This window comes from Agreia sp. Leaf283 (assembly GCF_001422485.1).
Taxonomy (GTDB): domain Bacteria; phylum Actinomycetota; class Actinomycetes; order Actinomycetales; family Microbacteriaceae; genus Agreia.
Map to the genome: position 1 here is coordinate 282,050 of NZ_LMNF01000001.1, position 18,290 is coordinate 300,339.

An 18,290-nucleotide genomic window follows, 5' to 3' on the forward strand; every position below is an offset into this window, starting at 1 on the left:
CCCCCTCGACACGAGCAGTCGTCGGGCTAGTCGGTCGGCGCAGCGGCGTCCACAGGCCGGTAGCGACGCAGCACCGGCGAGAGCGGGGTCGTCGGGGTGCGCACCGCCACGTCGAAGCGCTGCAGCATCGCCGGCGTGGTCGGCGTCAGCTCGATGCGGCATTCCAGTTCGCCCGTGCGGCCGGGAATCGTCCAGGCGACGTGGGCCGGCGCGACCGACCAGGTGAGCCGGGCGTCGAGCGGCGGCGTGCCGTCGGCATCCAGAACCCCGCCGACCTCGGCGATCGCCGCCGCGATGCGCGCGTCGCGCACGTCGGCCGGCACGTCGCCGAGCAGGTTCGGGCTGAAGATCGTGGGCGGCGTGGCCGCGTCGAGGATGCGCCCCGACCCGCGAACGGCCGTGTCGACGGCGCGGGCAGCCTCGACGGTCGAGGGCCAGAGCGGGATGCGCCGCGCGGGTTCGTCGCGCGAGCCCAGCACCAGGCGCAGCATGCCGGCCGCCGCGACCGACAGCTTCAGACCGTTGGTGTTGCCGAAGACCACGGCGCCGACGCCCGACTCCAGGTGCCAGCGCATGTTCGACGACCAGCCGGGCAGACCGCCCGAGTGCTGGGCGAAGCGGCCGAAGCGCACGTCGTGCTCGACGTAGAGACCGAGGCCGTAGCCCTGCGCCTCGAGGGTCTGATCGGCGGTTCGATCGGCGGCACCCGGCGCGACGGTGTGGATGCGCTGCATCTCGCGCCGCGATGCCCTGCTGAGAATGGCGTCGTCGGTGTTCGTCGGGTCGAAGGCGCTCGAGAGCCAGGCGCTCCAGCGGGCGATGTCGGGCGGGGTGCTGAACATGCTGGCGGCGCAGGCCCCGATGCCGCCACCGACGACGGGGCGCGAGACCCAGCTGGCTCCCTTGTCGTAGCTCGTGAAGCCGTGCGCGATGCCGCCGCCGCCCTCGCCGTCGCCCGCGAAATCGGCGGGCTTGTAGCCGGTGGAGGAGAGCCCGAGCGGCCCGAGGAACGTCTCGCGGGCGAACTGCTCGAAGCCCTGGCCGGTGAGGTCCTCGACGATCACGCCGAGCAGCCAGAAGCCCACGTTGGAGTACTGGAAGCCGACGCCGGGCAGGCCCGCGAAGCCCAGGCCCGCCTCGACGACGTCGAGGAAGTCGGCACGCGAGAGGGCCAGCTCGTGGTCGGCCCACCCGTTGTCCTCGGGCAGCCCCGAGGAGTTGCTCATGAGCATCCGCACCGTCACGGGCTGCACGACCCCGGCCTCGTCGACCGGGTCGCGGAACTGCGGCACGAGGTCGGAAACCCGATCGTCGAGCGAGAGCAGTCCGCGGTCGCGCAGCACGAGCACGGCGGCGATGCAGAAGCTCTTCGACATCGAGGCGATGCGGTAGATCGTGTTCTCGGCGGGCGCCCGGCCGTCGAGCTGGAACTCGCCGATGCCGTGGTGGAACAGCACCCCGCTGCGATCGAAGACGGCGTAGCTGATCGACGGGCTCACCAGCTCGGTGTCGTCGAACCAGGAGCCAAGGCGCGCGACGACGTCGGCAGACAGCTCGGATGCGGCGGTCATGATCAGCGGGTCTCGGATGCCGGGCCCGCGTGGGCGGCGTCGTCGACCGCGGCCCCACCGATGGCCTGGCCCATCCAGGTGAGCGCGCGCCAGCCCGACTCGGGGCTGCCCTCGAGAATGACGACGCCCGTGTTGCTCAACGAGTGCTCGGCCGAGAAGTCGGCGCTCACGTTCTCGGCGCGGGCTCCGACCCAGGACCGGATGATGGCTCCGTGCGACACGATCGCCACCGCGGAATGCCCCGTGGCGGCGGCCTCTGCGATCACCTCGTCGTAGCGGGCGTAGACCTCGGCGCCCGACTCGGCCCCGGGCATCCGCCGATCGACGTCGCCGTCGGCCCAGGCGATGACGGTCTCCATGTAGATGCGCACGGCCTCATCGTCGTTGCGCATCTCGAGTTCTCCGGCATCCACCTCGCGAAGGCCCGAGCGGATCTCGACCGTGAGGCCGCGGGCCTCGGCAAGCGGCGCCGCCGTGAGCTGCGCGCGCAGTTGCGTCGAGGCGAAGATCGCGCCGATCGTCTCGTCGACGAGCGCGCCCGGAACAGCGGCGGCCTGCTCGACGCCGAGGTCGGTGAGGCCGGGTCCGGGAATCGCGGTGTCGAGGGCTCCGATGATGTTCGAGGGGGTCTGGCCGTGGCGGATCAGCAGTAAACGCATCCTTCGACATTACCGGCCCGGTTCGTCGCGCCCCGTTCGTCGAGCCCCGTTCGTCGAGCCTGTCGAGACGGCCCCTTCGACAAGCTCAGGGAACGGGCCGTTCGTCGAGCCTGTCGAGACGCGCCCTTCGACAAGCTCAGGGAACGGAGCGCTCAGCCGTCGCGTAGTGCGCGGCAAGGCGGCGCAGCCCCTCGTCGAGGCTCACCGCGGGCTGCCATCGCAGCTCTGCGCGGGTGCGTCGCTGGTCGAACCAGTGCGCGGTCGAGAGCTGCTCCGCGAGAAAACGCGTCATCGGCGGCTCGTCGACCCCCGGCTTCACGCGCCAGACGGCCTCGATCAGGGAGCCCGCGACCCGGGCGACCCCGGCGGGAACGCTCCACGCCGGCGCCGGAACACCTGCCGCAGCGCAGATGCCCGCGAGCAGCTCGGCCACGGGGCGCGGCTCTCCATTGGTGATCACGTAGGCGTTGCCGTGCACCTCGTCGACGCGCTCGAGGGCGGCGGCGATCGCGGTCGCGGCGTTGTCGATGTACGTGGTGTCGATCAGCGCGGCGCCCCGGTCGAGCAGCGGCAGCCGCCCCGCCCGCGCGCGCTCCACGATGCGTTCGATGAGCTGCGTGTCGCCCGGCCCCCACACCAGGTGCGGCCGCACGGCCACGACCCGCAGCGACGCGGAGTCCGCACCAAGGGCCAGCAGCTCGGCGCGCGCCTTTGTACGGGCGTACTCGCCGCGTGCGTGCGCGGGGTCGGCCGGCTGCGCGTCGTCTCCGACGATGGATGCCCCGGCGTGCGCCACCGACGGCGACGACACGAAAACGAGACGGCCGGCCCCGGCCTGGCGCATCGCCGCGATCAGGGTACGCGTGCCGCCGACGTTCACGGCCTCGAACTCGGCCGGGTCGCCGGCCAACGAGACCTTCGCGGCCAGGTGCACCACGGCATCCATGCCCTCGACGGCGCGTTCGACGTCGGCCTGCGACGTCAGGGAGCCGAGGACGTCGTCGACGCCGTCGACACCGGATGGCCGCCGCTGGAACGTGCGCACCTCGTGCCCGGCGCCGGCGATCTCGCGGGCGACGGCGCCTCCGAGGAAGCCGCTGGCCCCCGTGACGAGAACCTTCACGGTGCGCTCAGCTTCGCACCCGAGAGCACTCCCTCGGCCCAGCGCGACAGGGCCGAGCGGTCGATCTTCGAGTTGTGCCGGATGTCGGTGGGCAGGGCGGCGACGACGAGCACTGCCGCGATGTCGAGTGCTGTCGCGTGGCGAACGGCGGCAACGAGGTCGCTGTCGCCGAGGGCTGCGGGGCGGCTCGCGGCCGGGTCGGTCTCGAGCACGGCGACGAGCTGCTGCGTTCCGCGAGGACCGATGCCGGCGAGGGCCGCCCTGTTCACGCCGAGCAGCGACTCGATCCTCTGCTCGGGGCCGACGGGTGTGATGACTCCCCCGGCCGTGATGATCACGTGGGGAAGGCGGCCCTCCACCCAAAGGCGTCCGGCGGCGTCGAGGTGCCCGACGTCTCCGGTGCGGTGCCACCGCTCGCCCTCCGCGGCCGGAACCGAGTCGGCGTCGGCGATGCGGTTGGTGGCCCAGAGCCTGTCATACGACTGCTTCAGGTGCGGAGCCGACAGAACGATCTCCCCCGTGACGCCGGGCCGATCGCTCGGCCCGCCCACGGGCATCCCGTTCTCGTCGAGGGCCGCGATGCGCACACGCACCGACCCCGCGGGGCGTCCGACGCAGACGCCGCCCGCGTGCTCGCCGCCGGGCAGCGCGGCGGCATCGGCGGCGGCGGCGCGGATTCCGTCGAGCGTGATGTCGGTCATCAGCAGCCCCTCGGTCATGCCGTAGGGGGTGTGCGGGGTGGCGTTCGGCATCAGGCGACCGGCCGCGGCGAGCAGCGACTCGGGCACGGGGGCACCCGCCGAGAGGAAGGTGTGCACGCCCGCGAGCGCCGCCATGTCGGAGGCGTCGAGGGCATCCGCCGTCGCGACCACGTTGGCGAGCGCGGCCGGCGAGAGGAAGACGACCGAGGCATCCACCGCGGCCGCCGCCCGGGCGGTGGCCTTCGCCGTGAGCGTGCGCGGCGACGTCACGTTCATATCGGGAGTCACCGAGCGCGCACCGAGGGCGGGGCCGAGCAGCGCGAACGGGGCGAAGCCGGCGACGAGCCCGGTGCCGACGCCCACGTCGTACTGCGACGAGAGGGCGTCGCGCACGGCCTCGAGCTGTTCGTGCGTGTACACGACGCCCTTGGCCGGTCCGGTCGATCCCGACGTGAAGAGAACGGCGGCGACAGCGGATGCCGCGGGCGGCTCCGGCAGGGATTCGTCGGCGCCCAGCCGCGCGACCTCGCCGAGGGAGTGACGCACGCCGAGGGCGAGCGCGGTGGGCAGGGGAAGCGTGGTGGTGGAGATCTTCTGGCCGGGCCAGGAGAACGCGCGGGCCACGGTGAGTCCGGGCAGGGCGCCGATCACGTGGTCGGGGCGGGCACCGCGCACGGCGCGGGTCAGGCCGGGCAGGCCGAGGCCCGCGTCGGCGACGACCACGACCGCGCCGATGCGCAGGCAGGCGTAGAGCACGGCGGTGAGGTCTGCGCTCGGCGGGATGAGGAGGGAGACGCGGTCGCCGGGCTTCACTCCTGCGCGCACGAGTCCTGCGGCGAGCTGGCGCACGCGCTTGGAGAGGAGCTTCCACGAGACCGTGCGGTACGGCTTCATGTCGACGAGCGCCGTCTCGGAGCTGTCGCGCAGCTCGTCGAGCACGCTCCAGAGGGGTCGCTCCGACGCCTCCCGTTCCCTGAGCTTGTCGAAGGGGAGCTTGTCGAGCTCTCGTTCCCTGAGCTTGTCGAAGGGGAGCTTGTCGACGGGCTCGGTTCCCTTCGACAGGCTCAGGGAACGGGAACGGGACAGACCACCCAGCCAGTCGAGAACGACCGGCGCGTACTCCACGTCCTCCGCGATCATGTGCCCGGCGCCCTCGAACCTGTGGATGTCGGCCAGCGGCATCCGTTCGGCGAGGTCGTCGAGGTAGGTGTCGGAGAAGATCGGGTCTCGCGGGCCCCACAGCATGAGCGACGGAACGCCCAGCTCGCGCACACCGGCCGCGATGCGCTCGAGCTCATTCCACGACTCGTGCTGCTCGTCGACCGGGATGTCGGCCACGAACGCGCCGATGCCGCCGCGCCGGTCGGCCGAGCGATACGGCGCGCGGTAGCCGTTCTTGACCTCGGCGGAGAGAGGCGGATGCGCCAGCGCCAGCGTCGTCTCGAGGAAGGCGGGCGTGGCCACGGTCGCGCGCCCCAGCACCCCGCGCTGCAGGGCGAGCCGCAGCGGCCAGGGGATGGCGCGGTCTTCGGGCTGGTGGATGGCGGTGTTCAGCAGCACGACGCCGGAGAGGAGCTCGGGGTGGTCGACCGCCCAGCCCATCGAGACGACGCCGCCCCAGTCGTGCCCGACCGTGACGACCGGGCCGGTGAGGTCGAGGGTGTCGGTGAGGGCGGCGAGGTCGGTGACCCGACGTTCGAGCGGCCGCTCCGTGCCTGTGCGCTCCGAGAAGCCCATCTCGAGCTGGTCGACGGCGATGACCCGCCACACGTCGTCCGAGCCGGAGCCCGTCGCTGCGGCCACGAGCCCGCGCCACAGGTACGACCAGGTGGGGTTGCCGTGAACGCAGAGCAGCGTGCCCACGGGGGTCACTCCGAGCTCGTCGAGCACAGGGCCGTTGTCGAGCAGATGCCAGGTGACCGGGCGACCGGAGCCGCTGTCTGCGACCTCGACGAGGCGGGAGAATCGCGCATCCATGCCCGGCAGGCCGGCGGGCGGGAGAGACGCGGCAGCGGTTCGACCCGCCGACCGGGGCAGGCGGGAGGAGCCGTGACTCACCAGGCGATCTCCATCATGGAGGTGTTGAGGCCGGAGCCGACCCCCATCAGCAGAACGCGATTGCCGCGCACGAGCTTCGAGGCCTCCTGCGCGAGCGTGATCGGAATCGACGCGGGACCCACGTTGCCGAGCAGCGGGAAGGTGATGGGCACGCGGGTGGCGTCGAGGTTCGCGGCCTTGACGATGGCGTTCGTGTGCACCGACGAGACCTGGTGCATGATGTAGCGGTCCATGTGCGACCAGCTCCACTGGCGCTTCGCGTCTTTCCAGGCGCTCACGACCAGCTCCATGCCGCCCTTGAGCAGGGCCTTCGCGTCGGTGAACATGCCGTCGACGCTGCCGACGCAGAGGTCGTTGAACTGGGTGGCCGCGCGGGTGATGCCGCCGAGCATGCGGTGGCCTTCCGGATGCAGGTCGGCCCGGCCGATCACGGCCGCTGCGGCGCCCGAACCCAGGGTCAGGCTCGCGAACTCGCTCATGAAGTCCTTGCGCTTGATGCCCTCGCGGCCCAGGCGCTCGATGGTGTTGACCTGGATCTCGTCGGCGTCTTCGCCGTCGATGATCACGGCGTAGTCGATCTGGCCGGCGTCGATGAGCTGGCCCGCGAGCGCCATGCCGTTCACGAAGCCGAGGCAGGCGTTGGCGATGTCGAAGTTCGTTGCCGAGCTCGGCAGGCCGAGCCCGTGGTGGATGCGCACGGCGACGGAGGGCTCGAGGTGCTTGCGGGTCACGGAGGTGTTGATGAGCAGGCCCACCTGGTCGGGCCGGATGCCCGCCTCGGCGAGGGCCTTCTTGCCCGCTTCGATGGCGGCGTCGTCGAAGGTCTGGCCCTCTCCCCAGTTGCGGCGCTCGTGCACTCCGGCGACGCGCTGCAGGAGCCCGGTGGGAAGCTTGAGGCGTTTGAGCGCGGGAGCGAGGCGACGATCGATCTCTTCGGATGTCGTGATTCGGGTCGCCATGGTGGTTGCGACCGACAGAAGTGCGACATTGCGGTGAGTCGTCGTAGCGTTTCCGTCCAACGGAGGTTCCTATCGAGTTGTGTTCGTGGGGTGCGGCTCGCAAACTGAGCGATCGTCCACAGGAGAGTTTAGTTCCTCACAAGCTGGGGGTTGCCCCACTTGACTCCTCACCGCAGAGCGGGAGTTCCCGCCGGGCGCGGTGGCTGGGCCACGGCTCTCGGCGGGAACTCCCGCGCATCCACGTCTTCTCGGTGGGCTACTTGAGTGCAGCGGCGATCGCGTCGGCGAGCGGCGTGCTCTCGCGCCCGAGCAGGCGCTGCAGGTCGCCCGAGTCGGTGAAGAGGTCGCCGCGCTTCGTCGCCACGTCGAGCGCCGTCACGAAGCCGGCCGTTCCCGAATCCAGACCGACGCCTTCGAGCGTGGCGACGAGCTCGTCGGGGGTCACGTCGCGGTAGACGATCGTCGTGCCCGTGGCCGTGGAGAGCGCGGCAGCGAGGTCGGTCATCGTGAAGGCCGGAGCGCCGCCCAGCTCGTAGACCGCGTTCTCGTGGCCGGACTGCACGAGCGCGGCGGCCGCGGCCTCGGCGAAGTCGGCGCGGGGTGCGCCCGAGACGAGTCCGTCGCCGGCTGCTCCGACGATCTCGCCCGTCGCGCGGTACTGCTCGACCTGGCCGAGGTAGTTCTCGATGTACCAGCCGTTGCGCAGAATGGTGAAGGCGATGCCGGATGCCCGAAGAGCCTCCTCTGTCGCCTTGTGCTCCGGGGCGAGAGCCAGCTCGGTCGTGTCGGCGCGCGGCGCGCTCGTGTAGGCGATGCGCGAGACGCCGGCCGCCTTCGCCGCATCGATCACGTTGGTGTGCTGAGGCACGCGCTGGCCGACCTCGCTGCCCGAGACGAGCAGAAGGGTGTCGACTCCCGCGAGGGCGTCGGGCAGCGTGGCGGCGTCGGAGTAGTCGGCGGCGCGGACCTGAACGCCCTGATCGGCGAGGTCCTGGACCTTCGAGGGCGTGCGCACGAGGGCGACGATGTCGCTCGCGAGCACCCCGGCCTCGATGAGCGAGGTGACGGCGTGGTGACCGAACGGTCCTGATGCTCCGGTGACGGCGTAGGTGGTCATGATGTTGCTCCTTCTCGAGGGCTTTCGTTCGTGTAGCACTAACTATTACACAGTACCCCCAAAAGCGCAGCACAGGCTACGATGGAGACATGACAGATCAGGAAACTCCGAGCAACGAGCTCGTGACCTCTGTCTTCGCGCGCGACTGCACGTCACGCGCAGCTCTCGAAGACGTGTCGACGAAGTGGTCGAGCCTTGCTCTGCTCGCCCTCGGCGAAGGCGACTTCCGCTTCAACGCGTTGCGGCGCAAGGTCGAGGGAGTCAGCGAGAAGATGCTCTCCCAGACGCTGCAGACCCTCGAACGCGACGGAATGGTCACGCGCGAGGTGCACTCCACTATTCCGCCGCGGGTCGAGTACTCCCTCACCGCACTCGGCACCCTGGTGGCCGAGAACCTGCGCACCCTCGCCGACCTGCTCGAGGCATCCGCTGACGGCATCGGGGCGTCGCGCGCCACCTACGACGAGACGCGCGCGACCGCCTGAGGCTGCCGAGGCATCCGCTCCTGTTCGGCACATCGGCGCCCGGTCGTCCGGTGGCGGATGCGCCGAACAGGCGCGGATACGGCTTTAGTGACCCGTGTTCGTGCGGCGCGGCAGCGCGAACACGAGGATGAACGCCAGCACCGCGAAGCCGAGTGAGACGACCATCGCGGCGGCCGCCGCGTCCGTGAATCCGGTGGCCACGGCATCCGGCGTCTTGCCACCGATCACGAGGCTGCCGAAGAACACGCTGCCGATCACCGCGATGCCCACGGCGCTTCCGATGCGCTGGACGGCGCCGATCACGCCGCTGGCCGCGCCGGCCTCGCGGGGGTCGACCGTGGCCACGATGAACTGCGCGTTCGGCGCGATGAAGAGTCCGTTGCCGAGGCCCGCGATGAGCAGCGGGGCGATGAGCAGCCAGTTGGTAAGGTCCGCCGCGTCGGTCAGCAGCAGTACGAGCCAGAGCCAGGCCAGGCCGACGACGACCAGCAGCGTACCGAGGATCAGCACGGTGCGACCGAGGCGCTGCGTGAGGCGGTTGCTCTGCGAGCTGCCCACGATGCTTCCGATCGCGAACGGAATCGACACGATGCCCGACTCGAGGGCGGTGTGGCCGAGGCCCGACTGCCAGAGGATCGAGATCGTGAAGAAGATGCTGGTGAAGGCGGCGAAGTAGACGAGCGCGAGGATGACTCCACCGGTGAACGCCGGGTGCGAGAACAGCCGCGGCGGAACGAGGGGGCTGCGTCCGCGCTTCGTGTAGGCGACCTCCCACGCGCCGAAGGCGACCATGAGCAGCGCGCCCGCGACGAGGGAGAGGATCGTCCAGAGCGGCCAGCCGGTGTCCTGGCCCTCGATCAGCGGAACCAGCAGCGCGATGAGGCTCGCCGAGACCAGCACGAGGCCGATCCAGTCGAGGCCCGAGCGGTCGGCGTGGCTCGCCTCCTCGTCGCTCTGCTTCGGCAGCAGGATGGCCGCCGCCACGAGCGTCGCGATGCCGATGGGCAGGTTCACCCAGAACACCAGCCGCCAGCCGTCGGTCTCGCCGAAGGCCTGGATGAGGAGACCGCCGATGATCGGACCGAGCGCAGAGGAGACACCGATGACCGCGCCCATGATGGCGAAGGCCTTGCCGCGCACGCGGCCGGGGAACAGAAGCTGGATGAATGCGGTCACCGCGGGCACGAACATGCCGCCGGCCAGACCCTGCACGACGCGGGCGATCACGAGCTGCAGGTCGTTCTGGGCGAGGCCGCAGAAGAGGCTGGCCAGAGTGAAGAGCGCGAGCCCGGTGAAGAACACCCACTTGTGCCCGATGCGGTCGCCCACGCGACCGGCCGGAATCAGGGCGAGGCCGAACGCGAGAGCGTAGCCCGAGATGATCCATGAGAGCGTGCCCTCGCTGGCGTCGAGGGTCGTGCGGATCGTGGGCAGGGCCACGTTGACGATGGTGGTGTCGAGCAGTGCCATGAACATGCCGGCGAGCAGCACGATGAGCGCCTGCCACGCCCGGCGCGACACGACGGGAGGAGCGGAGGGAGAGGAAGTGGGGTTGTCGCCCCGGACAGTTTCAGCCACGAACGGGCCTTTCAGACTCAAAATCAGCCGAGCGAATCGATCGCCCGAACGAAGCCCGGGTGCGGACGACTTCAGAATCATACGCTCGCATCCGCCTCGCGATGCACCCATTGCGCTTTTGGTCAACCCGAATTTCGCGCGCCACCCCTGCCGTGTTCATGGTCGGCCGCGCTACTCTCCCACCATGACTGACTACAGGGATCACTACGATGTGGCCGTGATCGGCGCCGGCCCCGCGGGAACTGCCGCCGCTCTCCGCGCGGCGGAACTCGGCGCGAGCGTCGTCGTTCTCGAGGCGGCGCGGGTCGGCGGCACCTGCGTGAACACGGGATGCGTTCCCACGCGCGTGCTGGCCAAGACCGCGCGACTCATTCGCGAGACGCGTCACGCCGACGTCTACGGGGTCGAGGTCGCGGCTCCCACGATCGACTGGGCCACGACGGTCGCCCGCGTCAGGGAGCGCGTCGACCGCGTGCGCTCGATCAAACGCGAGGCCGAACGATTCGCCGAGGCGGGCATCCACCTCATTCACGAGGGACGGGCGAGGTTCGCCGACGACAAGACCCTCGTTCTCGACAGCGGTCGCCGCATCACGGCCTCGTCGATCCTCGTGTGCGTCGGCGGTCACTCGCGGCGCCTGCCGATCCCCGGCGCCGAGCTTGCCACGGTGCCCGAACAGGTGCTCGACCTGCCGTCGCTGCCGGGCCGCGTCGCCGTGATCGGGGCGGGCAACACCGGAGCCCAGCTGGTCACCGTGTTCAGCTCCTTCGGATCGCAGGTCACCGTGCTCGACCTCGCGCCGCGGGTGCTCATGCCCTCCGATCCGTCGATCTCCGAGGCCGTGTCGGCCGCCTTCGTCGAGCAGGGAATCGAGGTGCGCACTGGCATCGACGGCGTCGACGGTCTGGCGCGCGCAGACGACGGCGGCATCACCCTGTCGTGGAGAGACGACGGCGCCGCGCACTCGGCCGATTTCGACGCCGTCATCATGGCGACCGGATGGCCGGCGGACGTCGAGGACCTGGGTCTCGAGAAGGCGGGCATCGAGGTCGTGCGCTCGGCCATTCCCGCCGACGCGTACTTCCGCACGGTCGTTCCGCACATCTTCGCCGTCGGCGACGCGAACGGGCGGGACATGCTCGTGCAGGCGGCACAGTTCGAGGGCGAGGCCGCGGCGGAGAACGCCGTGCTGGGCGCCAACCGTCGAACTCCGCATCATCTGCTTCCGGCGGGCGGCTTCACCGACCCCGACTACGCGGGCGTCGGACTCACCGAGCAGCATGCCCGCGAGCGGGGTATCGAGTGCGTCGTTGCGACCGTCGCCTTCGCCGCTGTCGACCGCGCGGTCATCGACGACCGGGAGACAGGCTTCCTGAAGCTCATCGCCGACCCACGACGCGAGCTGATCCTCGGAGCCCACGCCGTCGGGGAGAACGCGATCGAGGTCATCCAGTCGGTGACCACCGCGATGGCAGCGGGAGTCGACGTGTCGACCCTCGCGAACGTGCGCTTCGCCTACCCCACCTACAGCGCCGTGATCGGTATGGCGGCGAGGGCACTGCTGGCCGCTGCCCCCGCGGACGACGATGGCGAGCTGAGGTGAGACACGCCCCACGACGCCGACTCCGCCTTGTCGGGGCCGCATCCGCCTTCGCTGCATCGCTCCTTCTTTCCGCCTGCGCCATCGGCGGACCTGCCTCGACGCCCGCGTCGAACGTCATCCTCCTCCCCGGCGGGCTCGTCGGTACGTGGACAGAAGACGGGAGCGATTCCCTCCTGCAGCCGTACTTATCCCTTGAGAAAAACGGCACATTTCGAGGCAGCGACGGATGCAACACGCTCAGCGGAACGTGGACGTACGCGGAGAGTGACGGGGTGGTCTTGGGCGACATCGCGTCGACGGAGATCGCCTGCGAGGGCATCGACACGTGGCTCTCTCAGGTCGCGACCGCCCAGGTGCAGGCCGGCGTCATGACTGTGAAGTCGGCCGACGGAACCGTCATCGGCCGGCTCGAGGGCTCTTAGAACCCTGCCGTGTCGGGGCGGCCGCTACGCCCCCGGGCGACTCAGCACGGCGAGCTCTCCACGGGTGCGGACGCCGGCCTTGCGCAGCACGTTCGACACGTGGAACTTCACCGTGTTGGCGCTGACTCCCAGCTGCTCCGCGATCGCGCGGTTCTGGGCGCCCGAGGCCACGAGCTTCAGCACCTCGCGCTCCCGCGGCGACAGCGACACCACGTCGGCGAGCGGCTCCGGAACGGCGGGCGGATCGAGGGGCAGCGTGATCGCGAGCGACGATCCCCACCCGGGAGTCGCTGTGACGTCGAAGCCGCCGTTCAACGCGGTGACACGTTCGGCGATCGGCCGCAGCGAATCATCGTGGGGCGTGAGCTCGCCCGCCCCGTCGTCGCGGATTCCGATGAGCAGGTTCAGCCCGTCGCAGTCCCACTGGATGCGCACCTTGCGGCTCTCGCCCGCGTCGACGAGCGCGAGCACGGCGCTGCGAACGATGGCGCGGGCGGCGTGCGCGACCTCACCGGGAAGCGCCCGGCCGGTCGACGGCGGCTCGACGAACTGCACGTCGAGGTCGCCGAAGCGCACAAGGGGGCGAAGGTCGCTGCGAAGGCGCGCGAACGCTCCGACCACCGGCTCGAGCTGAACACTCGAGCGTTCGTCGCTTGCCGTGCGCAGTCCCACGAGAGCCGACGCGGCCACGTCGATCGCCATGGCTCTGGATGCGCGATCGTCGAGCCGGGTCGATCTGAGCACGGCGAGCACAGACTCCAGCACCACGGCGTGCCTGTCGGTCTGCTCTGCGGAGAGGCGGGCCTGCTCGGCTCGCCACCGTCTGCTGGCGGCCGAGGCGGTGTCGTCGAAGGCGGTGTCGTCGAGGTCGGGGTCAGGCATCCGGCCACCCTACCCGCTGGAGCCGTACCTACCCATCGGTATAGGTGAAACCGGCCGTCCGGGCGGGGGCACCGGTCTGCCGACCCGCGAAGACTGGAGAAATGAGTTCAGATGCACCCGGGTTCGACCGTTCCCTCTCGCTGATCGCCGAAGAGCTCGGATCGGTCGTCGAGCGGCTCACCGCCGTCGATGACGCCTCCTCGGATCACGACGGCGCCGAGGCGCTGGTCGACGAGATCGCGCGAGCCCGCAGGGTCTTCGTTCACGGCGCCGGCCGCTCGGGGCTCGCCCTGCGCATGACGGCGATGCGCCTGATGCACCTCGGCCTCGAGGTGCACGTCGTCGGAGAGACCACGACACCGGCGATCGCCGAGGGCGACGTGCTCCTCACCGCCAGCGGTTCCGGCACGACCGAGAGCATCGTGCGCGCCGCCCGCTCCGCGATCGAGGCAGGCGCCCGTGTCGCACTCATCACGACGGCGACGGAGTCTCCGCTCTCCGAACTCGCATCGGCGACCCTCGTCGTGCCCGCCGCGGCCAAACTCGACAGGTCGATGACGGCATCCGCCCAGTATGCCGGCGGCCTCTTCGAGCAGACGGTCGTGCTGGTCGGCGACGCCCTCTTCCACACCGTGTGGCAGCGCTCGGGCCGCACGGCCGACGAGCTCTGGCCGCGACACGCCAACCTCGAGTGACGCCGATCGATTCGACTTTCCCCTCCCTCCACCCGCAACACGAAGGAACACAATGAAACTGCAGTTCGCCATGGACACCCTCACCACCGAAGCCGCCCTCGAGCTGGCCGCGGCGGCCGCGCCGCACGTCGACATCCTCGAGCTCGGCACCCCGCTCATCAAGAGCGCCGGCCTCTCGGCCGTCACGGCCATCAAGGCCGCTCACCCCGACAAGATCGTCTTCGCCGACCTCAAGACGATGGATGCCGGAGAGCTCGAGGCCGACATCGCGTTCACCGCGGGAGCCGACCTCGTGACCGTGCTCGGCACCGCCGGCGACAGCACGATCGTCGGCGCGGTCAAGGCCGCGAAGAAGCACGGCAAGGGCATCGTCGTCGACCTGATCGGCGTCGCGAACAAGTCCGAGCGCGCCCAGCAGGTCGTCGCCCTGGGCGCCGAGTTCGTCGAGATGCACGCGGGCCTCGACGAGCAGGCCGAGGAGGGCTTCACGTTCTCGACCCTGCTCGACGACGGCAAGGCATCCGGCGTGCCGTTCTCGGTGGCCGGTGGCATCAACGCCTCGACCATCGCCTCCGTTCAGCAGTCGGGCGCCCAGGTCGCCGTCGCCGGAGGCGCCATCTACGGAGCCCCCGACGTGGGAGCCGCCGCCGCAGAGCTGCGCGCCGCCATCGTCTGACGCACGGCAGCAACACGAAACGCGGGTGTTCCCGCCTGCCGCGGTGGTTCAACCACTGCGCTGGGCGGGAACACCCGCGTTCGTTGTGTGCAGGGCTGGGCTTAGAAGTCCCAGTCCTCGTCTTCGGTGACAACGGCCTTGCCGATGACGTACGACGAGCCCGAGCCCGAGAAGAAGTCGTGGTTCTCGTCGGCGTTCGGCGAGAGCGCCGACAGGATGGCCGGGTTCACGTCGGTGACCGTCTTCGGGAACATGGCCTCGTAGCCGAGGTTCATGAGCGCCTTGTTGGCGTTGTAGTGCAGGAACTTCTTGACGTCTTCGGTGAGGCCGACCTCGTCGTAGAGGTCTTGCGTGTACTGCACCTCGTTGTCGTAGAGCTCGTAGAGCAGCGAGAACGTGTAGTCCTTGATCTCGTCACGGCGCTCCTGGCTGACCGTCTCGAGCCCGCGCTGGAACTTGTAGCCGATGTAGTACCCGTGCACGGCCTCGTCGCGGATAATCAGGCGGATCATGTCTGCCGTGTTCGTGAGCTTGGCGCGGCTCGACCAGTACATGGGCAGGTAGAAGCCCGAGTAGAACAGGAACGACTCGAGCAGCGTCGAGGCGACCTTGCGCTTCAGGGGGTCGTCACCCGTGTAGTAGTCCATGACGATCTGAGCCTTCTTCTGAAGGTTCTCATTCTCGGTCGACCAGCGGAACGCCTCGTCGATGTCCTTCGTGTTCGACAGGGTCGAGAAGATCGAGGAGTAGCTCTTGGCGTGCACGCTCTCCATGAACGCGATGTTCGTGTAGACGGCCTCTTCGTGAGGCGTGATCGCGTCGGGGATGAGGCTGACCGCGCCGACCGTGCCCTGGATCGTGTCGAGCAGGGTGAGTCCGGTGAACACGCGCATGGTGAGCTGCTGCTCGGCGGGCGTCAGCGTGTTCCACGACTGCACGTCGTTCGACAGCGGAATCTTCTCGGGCAACCAGAAGTTGTTGACGAGCCGGTTCCAGACCTCCACGTCTTTGTCGTCCTGGATTCTGTTCCAGTTGATCGCATTGACGTGCGACACCAGTTTGAGCTTCTCGACCATGGTCTATTTTCTTTCGTTCACTGAGCTTGTCGATGTGGAGCGTGGGTGTGGATGCCCGCAGGCAAGGCTCAGGGAACGACTCGTTCCTTGAGCCTGTCGAAAGGCCGGGAGCGCTAGAGCGCGCAGCTCACGCATCCCTCGATCTCGGTGCCCTCGAGGGCCATCTGGCGGAGACGGATGTAGTAGATCGTCTTGATGCCCTTGCGCCATGCGTAGATCTGCGCCTTGTTGATGTCGCGGGTGGTCGCCGTGTCCTTGAAGAACAGCGTCAGCGAGAGACCCTGGTCGACGTGCTGCGTTGCCGCGGCGTAGGTGTCGATGATCTTCTCGGCGCCGATCTCGTACGAGTCCTGGTAGTACTCCAGGTTGTCGTTCGTCATGAATGGGGCCGGGAAGTAGACGCGACCCAGCTTGCCTTCCTTGCGGATCTCGATCTTCGCCGCGATCGGGTGGATCGATGCGGTGGAGTTGTTGATGTACGAGATCGATCCGGTGGGCGGCACGGCCTGCAGGTTCTGGTTGTAGATGCCGTGCTCCATGACGGATGCCTTCAGCTGGTCCCAGTCGGCCTGTGTCGGGATGTGCACCCCGGCCGTGTCGAAGAGTTCGCGGACGCGGTCGGTGGCGGGCACCCACTCGGCGTCGGTGTACTTGTCGAAGAACGCGCCGGATGCGTAGGTCGAGTCCTCGAAACCCTCGAACTTGACGCCGCGCTCGATGGCGATGGCATTCGAGGCGCGCAGGGCGTGGAACAGCACCGTGTAGAAGTAGATGTTCGTGAAGTCGATGCCCTCTTCGGAGCCGTAGAAGATGCGCTCACGAGCGAGGTAGCCGTGCAGGTTCATCTGGCCCAGGCCGATGGCGTGCGACTTGTCGTTGCCGTCTTCGATGGAGCGCACCGACGTGATGTGGCTCATGTCGGAGACTGCGGAGAGACCCCGGATCGCCGTCTCGACCGTGAGGCCGAAGTCGGGCGCATCCATCGCCAGGGCGATGTTCATCGAGCCCAGGTTGCACGAGATGTCTTTGCCGATCGTGTCGTATGACAGGTCTTCGTTGTACGTGGTCGGGGTGTTGACCTGAAGGATCTCGGAGCACAGGTTCGACATGTTGATGCGGCCCTTGATGGGGTTCGCCGCATTCACGGTGTCTTCGAACATGATGTACGGGTAGCCCGACTCGAACTGGATCTCGGCGATCGTCTGGAAGAAGTCGCGGGCCTTGATCTTGGTCTTCTTGATGCGCGAGTCGTCGACCATCTCGTGGTACTTCTCGCTGACCGAGATGTCGCCGAAGGGCACGCCGTAGACGCGCTCGACGTCGTACGGCGAGAAGAGGTACATGTCTTCTCCCTTCTTGGCGAGCTCGAACGTGATGTCGGGAACGACGACGCCGAGGGAGAGCGTCTTGATGCGGATCTTCTCGTCGGCGTTCTCGCGCTTGGTGTCGAGGAAGCGCATGATGTCGGGGTGGTGGGCGTGCAGGTACACGGCACCGGCACCCTGGCGCGCGCCCAGCTGGTTGGCGTAGCTGAAGGAGTCTTCGAGCAGCTTCATCACGGGGATGATTCCCGAGGACTGGTTCTCGATCTGCTTGATCGGCGCACCCGACTCGCGGATGTTCGACAGCAGCAGTGCCACCCCGCCGCCGCGCTTGGAGAGCTGGAGGCTGGAGTTGATTGCGCGGGAGATGGACTCCATGTTGTCTTCGATGCGGAGAAGGAAGCAGGAGACGAGCTCGCCTCGCTGGGCCTTGCCCGTGTTGAGGAACGTGGGGGTGGCCGGCTGGAAGCGGCCGCCGATGATCTCGTTGACGAGGTTGATCGCGAGCTGCTCGTTGCCGCCGGCGAGGCCGAGGGACGTCATCACGACGCGGTCTTCGAAGCGCTCGAGGTAGCGCTTTCCGTCGAACGTCTTCAGCGTGTACGAGGTGTAGTACTTGAACGCGCCGAGGAAGGTGTCGAAGCGGAACTTCTTCGAGTAGGCGAGGTCGTTGAGCTTGGTGATGAACTCGAACGAGTACTGCTCGATGGTCTCGGCCTCGTAGTACTCCTTCTCGACGAGGTAGTCGAGGCGCTCGCGCAGCGAGTGGAAGAAGACCGTGTTCTGGTTGACGTGCTGCAGGAAGAACTCGCGCGCCGCCTCTTTGTCTTTATCGAACTGGATCTCGCCGTTCGGGCCGTAGAGGTTCAGCATCGCGTTCAGCGAGTGGTAATCCATCTGCACCTGACCCGGGGTCTCGATGCGGGTGTTCTCTAGTGATGCTGTGGGGACGTCCAAAACGCTTCCAATCCTTCGTGGACGGCGGTGACGTCGTCCGGGGTTCCGAATACTTCGAATTTGTAGAGGTGGGGAACTTTGCACTTGCGGGAGACGATGTCGCCGGCCTTGCAGAAGGCTTCCCCGAAGTTGGTATTGCCTGCAGAGATCACTCCGCGGATGAGGGATCTGTTGTGCTCGTCGTTGAGGAACGAGATCACCTGTTTGGGAACCGCCCCGCCCTCGGTGCCCCCACCGTAGGTGGGAAGCACGAGAACGTAGGGTTCGGTGGCCATCAGTCTCGGCTGCCACTTGTGCAGTGGGATGCGATCGGCCGGCATCCCGAGCTTCTCGATGAAGCGATGGGTATTGCCCGACACCGACGAGAAGTAGACCAGGTTCGACAGGGTGGGGATCGTGTCGACCA

At 68.6% G+C, this 18,290-nt stretch carries 16 protein-coding genes; 5 read left to right on the forward strand and 11 right to left on the reverse strand.

All coding sequences use genetic code 11. The features are described 5' to 3' along the window. Window positions 1-26: 26 nt before the first annotated feature. From ASF51_RS01275 to ASF51_RS01300, 6 genes are all read right to left on the reverse strand, one after another. Entirely contained in the window at window positions 27-1,571 is a 1,545-nt protein-coding gene (locus ASF51_RS01275; protein WP_055924106.1) for a serine hydrolase, read from the reverse strand. A gap of 2 nt (window positions 1,572-1,573) precedes the next feature. Further along, complete coding sequence (locus ASF51_RS01280; protein WP_055924108.1) at window positions 1,574-2,230, reverse strand: histidine phosphatase family protein; 657 nt, start codon at window positions 2,228-2,230, stop codon at window positions 1,574-1,576. A gap of 136 nt (window positions 2,231-2,366) precedes the next feature. Then, a complete protein-coding gene (locus tag ASF51_RS01285; protein ID WP_055924110.1) occupies window positions 2,367-3,353 on the reverse strand; it encodes an NAD(P)-dependent oxidoreductase in 987 nt (328 codons plus the stop codon). Continuing rightward, on the reverse strand, window positions 3,350-6,031 hold the full coding sequence (locus ASF51_RS01290) for an alpha/beta fold hydrolase (protein ID WP_055927676.1): 2,682 nt from the start codon (window positions 6,029-6,031) through the stop codon (window positions 3,350-3,352). The genes ASF51_RS01285 and ASF51_RS01290 overlap by 4 nt, the downstream gene beginning before the upstream one ends. A 77-nt stretch (window positions 6,032-6,108) precedes the next feature. Then, the gene (locus ASF51_RS01295; RefSeq protein WP_055924113.1) at window positions 6,109-7,131 is read right to left on the reverse strand and encodes a 3-oxoacyl-ACP synthase III; all 1,023 of its coding nucleotides are present in this window, start codon (window positions 7,129-7,131) and stop codon (window positions 6,109-6,111) included. A 196-nt stretch (window positions 7,132-7,327) separates the two neighbouring features. Then, the gene (locus tag ASF51_RS01300; RefSeq protein ID WP_055924117.1) at window positions 7,328-8,188 is read right to left on the reverse strand and encodes an SDR family oxidoreductase; all 861 of its coding nucleotides are present in this window, start codon (window positions 8,186-8,188) and stop codon (window positions 7,328-7,330) included. 89 nt (window positions 8,189-8,277) lie between these two features. Here ASF51_RS01300 and ASF51_RS01305 point away from each other — a divergent pair, with 89 nt between their 5' ends. Then, the gene (locus tag ASF51_RS01305) at window positions 8,278-8,673 is read left to right on the forward strand and encodes a helix-turn-helix domain-containing protein (RefSeq protein WP_055924120.1); all 396 of its coding nucleotides are present in this window, start codon (window positions 8,278-8,280) and stop codon (window positions 8,671-8,673) included. A gap of 84 nt (window positions 8,674-8,757) precedes the next feature. Here the strand turns inward: ASF51_RS01305 and ASF51_RS01310 are convergent, their stop codons facing one another. Beyond that, window positions 8,758-10,251, reverse strand: coding sequence for an MFS transporter (locus ASF51_RS01310; RefSeq protein ID WP_055927679.1), 1,494 nt, complete (start codon window positions 10,249-10,251; stop codon window positions 8,758-8,760). Between the two features lie 184 nt (window positions 10,252-10,435). On the opposite strand from ASF51_RS01310, the gene ASF51_RS01315 reads away from it, so the two are divergent. After that, the gene (locus ASF51_RS01315) at window positions 10,436-11,854 is read left to right on the forward strand and encodes an NAD(P)/FAD-dependent oxidoreductase (RefSeq protein ID WP_055924123.1); all 1,419 of its coding nucleotides are present in this window, start codon (window positions 10,436-10,438) and stop codon (window positions 11,852-11,854) included. After that, entirely contained in the window at window positions 11,851-12,276 is a 426-nt protein-coding gene (locus ASF51_RS01320) for an META domain-containing protein (protein ID WP_055924126.1), read from the forward strand. Before ASF51_RS01315 ends, ASF51_RS01320 begins: the two co-directional genes overlap by 4 nt. Window positions 12,277-12,300: 24 nt before the next feature. Here ASF51_RS01320 and ASF51_RS01325 read toward each other — a convergent pair whose 3' ends face one another. After that, on the reverse strand, window positions 12,301-13,158 hold the full coding sequence (locus tag ASF51_RS01325) for a LuxR C-terminal-related transcriptional regulator (protein WP_055924129.1): 858 nt from the start codon (window positions 13,156-13,158) through the stop codon (window positions 12,301-12,303). Between the two features lie 101 nt (window positions 13,159-13,259). Here ASF51_RS01325 and hxlB point away from each other — a divergent pair, with 101 nt between their 5' ends. Then, a complete protein-coding gene (hxlB, locus tag ASF51_RS01330) occupies window positions 13,260-13,853 on the forward strand; it encodes a 6-phospho-3-hexuloisomerase (RefSeq protein ID WP_055924132.1) in 594 nt (197 codons plus the stop codon). A 52-nt stretch (window positions 13,854-13,905) separates the two neighbouring features. Beyond that, a complete protein-coding gene (gene hxlA, locus ASF51_RS01335; protein WP_055924135.1) occupies window positions 13,906-14,529 on the forward strand; it encodes a 3-hexulose-6-phosphate synthase in 624 nt (207 codons plus the stop codon). A gap of 101 nt (window positions 14,530-14,630) precedes the next feature. On the opposite strand, the gene nrdF is transcribed toward hxlA, so the two are convergent. From nrdF to nrdI, 3 genes are all read right to left on the reverse strand, one after another. Next, window positions 14,631-15,605, reverse strand: a complete 975-nt coding sequence (nrdF, locus tag ASF51_RS01340; protein ID WP_055924138.1) for a class 1b ribonucleoside-diphosphate reductase subunit beta — start codon at window positions 15,603-15,605, stop codon at window positions 14,631-14,633. A gap of 113 nt (window positions 15,606-15,718) precedes the next feature. Further along, window positions 15,719-17,824 carry a class 1b ribonucleoside-diphosphate reductase subunit alpha gene (gene nrdE / locus ASF51_RS01345; protein WP_055924141.1) on the reverse strand — a complete coding sequence of 702 codons (2,106 nt, stop codon included), beginning with the start codon at window positions 17,822-17,824 and terminating at the stop codon, window positions 15,719-15,721. A gap of 35 nt (window positions 17,825-17,859) precedes the next feature. After that, entirely contained in the window at window positions 17,860-18,270 is a 411-nt protein-coding gene (gene nrdI, locus ASF51_RS01350) for a class Ib ribonucleoside-diphosphate reductase assembly flavoprotein NrdI (protein ID WP_200926106.1), read from the reverse strand. Between the last annotated feature and the right edge of the window lie 20 nt (window positions 18,271-18,290).

Bases quoted from the DNA above. Each gene is read 5' to 3' on its own strand.
- ASF51_RS01275 (WP_055924106.1), bottom strand. From the start codon at position 1,571: ATGACCGCCGCATCCGAGCTGTCTGCCGACGTCGTCGCGCGCCTTGGC.
- ASF51_RS01280 (WP_055924108.1), bottom strand. From the start codon at position 2,230: ATGCGTTTACTGCTGATCCGCCACGGCCAGACCCCCTCGAACATCATC.
- ASF51_RS01315 (WP_055924123.1), top strand. From the start codon at position 10,436: ATGACTGACTACAGGGATCACTACGATGTGGCCGTGATCGGCGCCGGC.
- ASF51_RS01325 (WP_055924129.1), bottom strand. From the start codon at position 13,158: ATGCCTGACCCCGACCTCGACGACACCGCCTTCGACGACACCGCCTCG.
- hxlA (WP_055924135.1), top strand. From the start codon at position 13,906: ATGAAACTGCAGTTCGCCATGGACACCCTCACCACCGAAGCCGCCCTC.
- ASF51_RS01300 (WP_055924117.1), bottom strand. From the start codon at position 8,188: ATGACCACCTACGCCGTCACCGGAGCATCAGGACCGTTCGGTCACCAC.
- nrdE (WP_055924141.1), bottom strand. From the start codon at position 17,824: ATGGATTACCACTCGCTGAACGCGATGCTGAACCTCTACGGCCCGAAC.
- ASF51_RS01305 (WP_055924120.1), top strand. From the start codon at position 8,278: ATGACAGATCAGGAAACTCCGAGCAACGAGCTCGTGACCTCTGTCTTC.
- ASF51_RS01290 (WP_055927676.1), bottom strand. From the start codon at position 6,031: ATGGATGCGCGATTCTCCCGCCTCGTCGAGGTCGCAGACAGCGGCTCC.
- nrdF (WP_055924138.1), bottom strand. From the start codon at position 15,605: ATGGTCGAGAAGCTCAAACTGGTGTCGCACGTCAATGCGATCAACTGG.
- hxlB (WP_055924132.1), top strand. From the start codon at position 13,260: ATGAGTTCAGATGCACCCGGGTTCGACCGTTCCCTCTCGCTGATCGCC.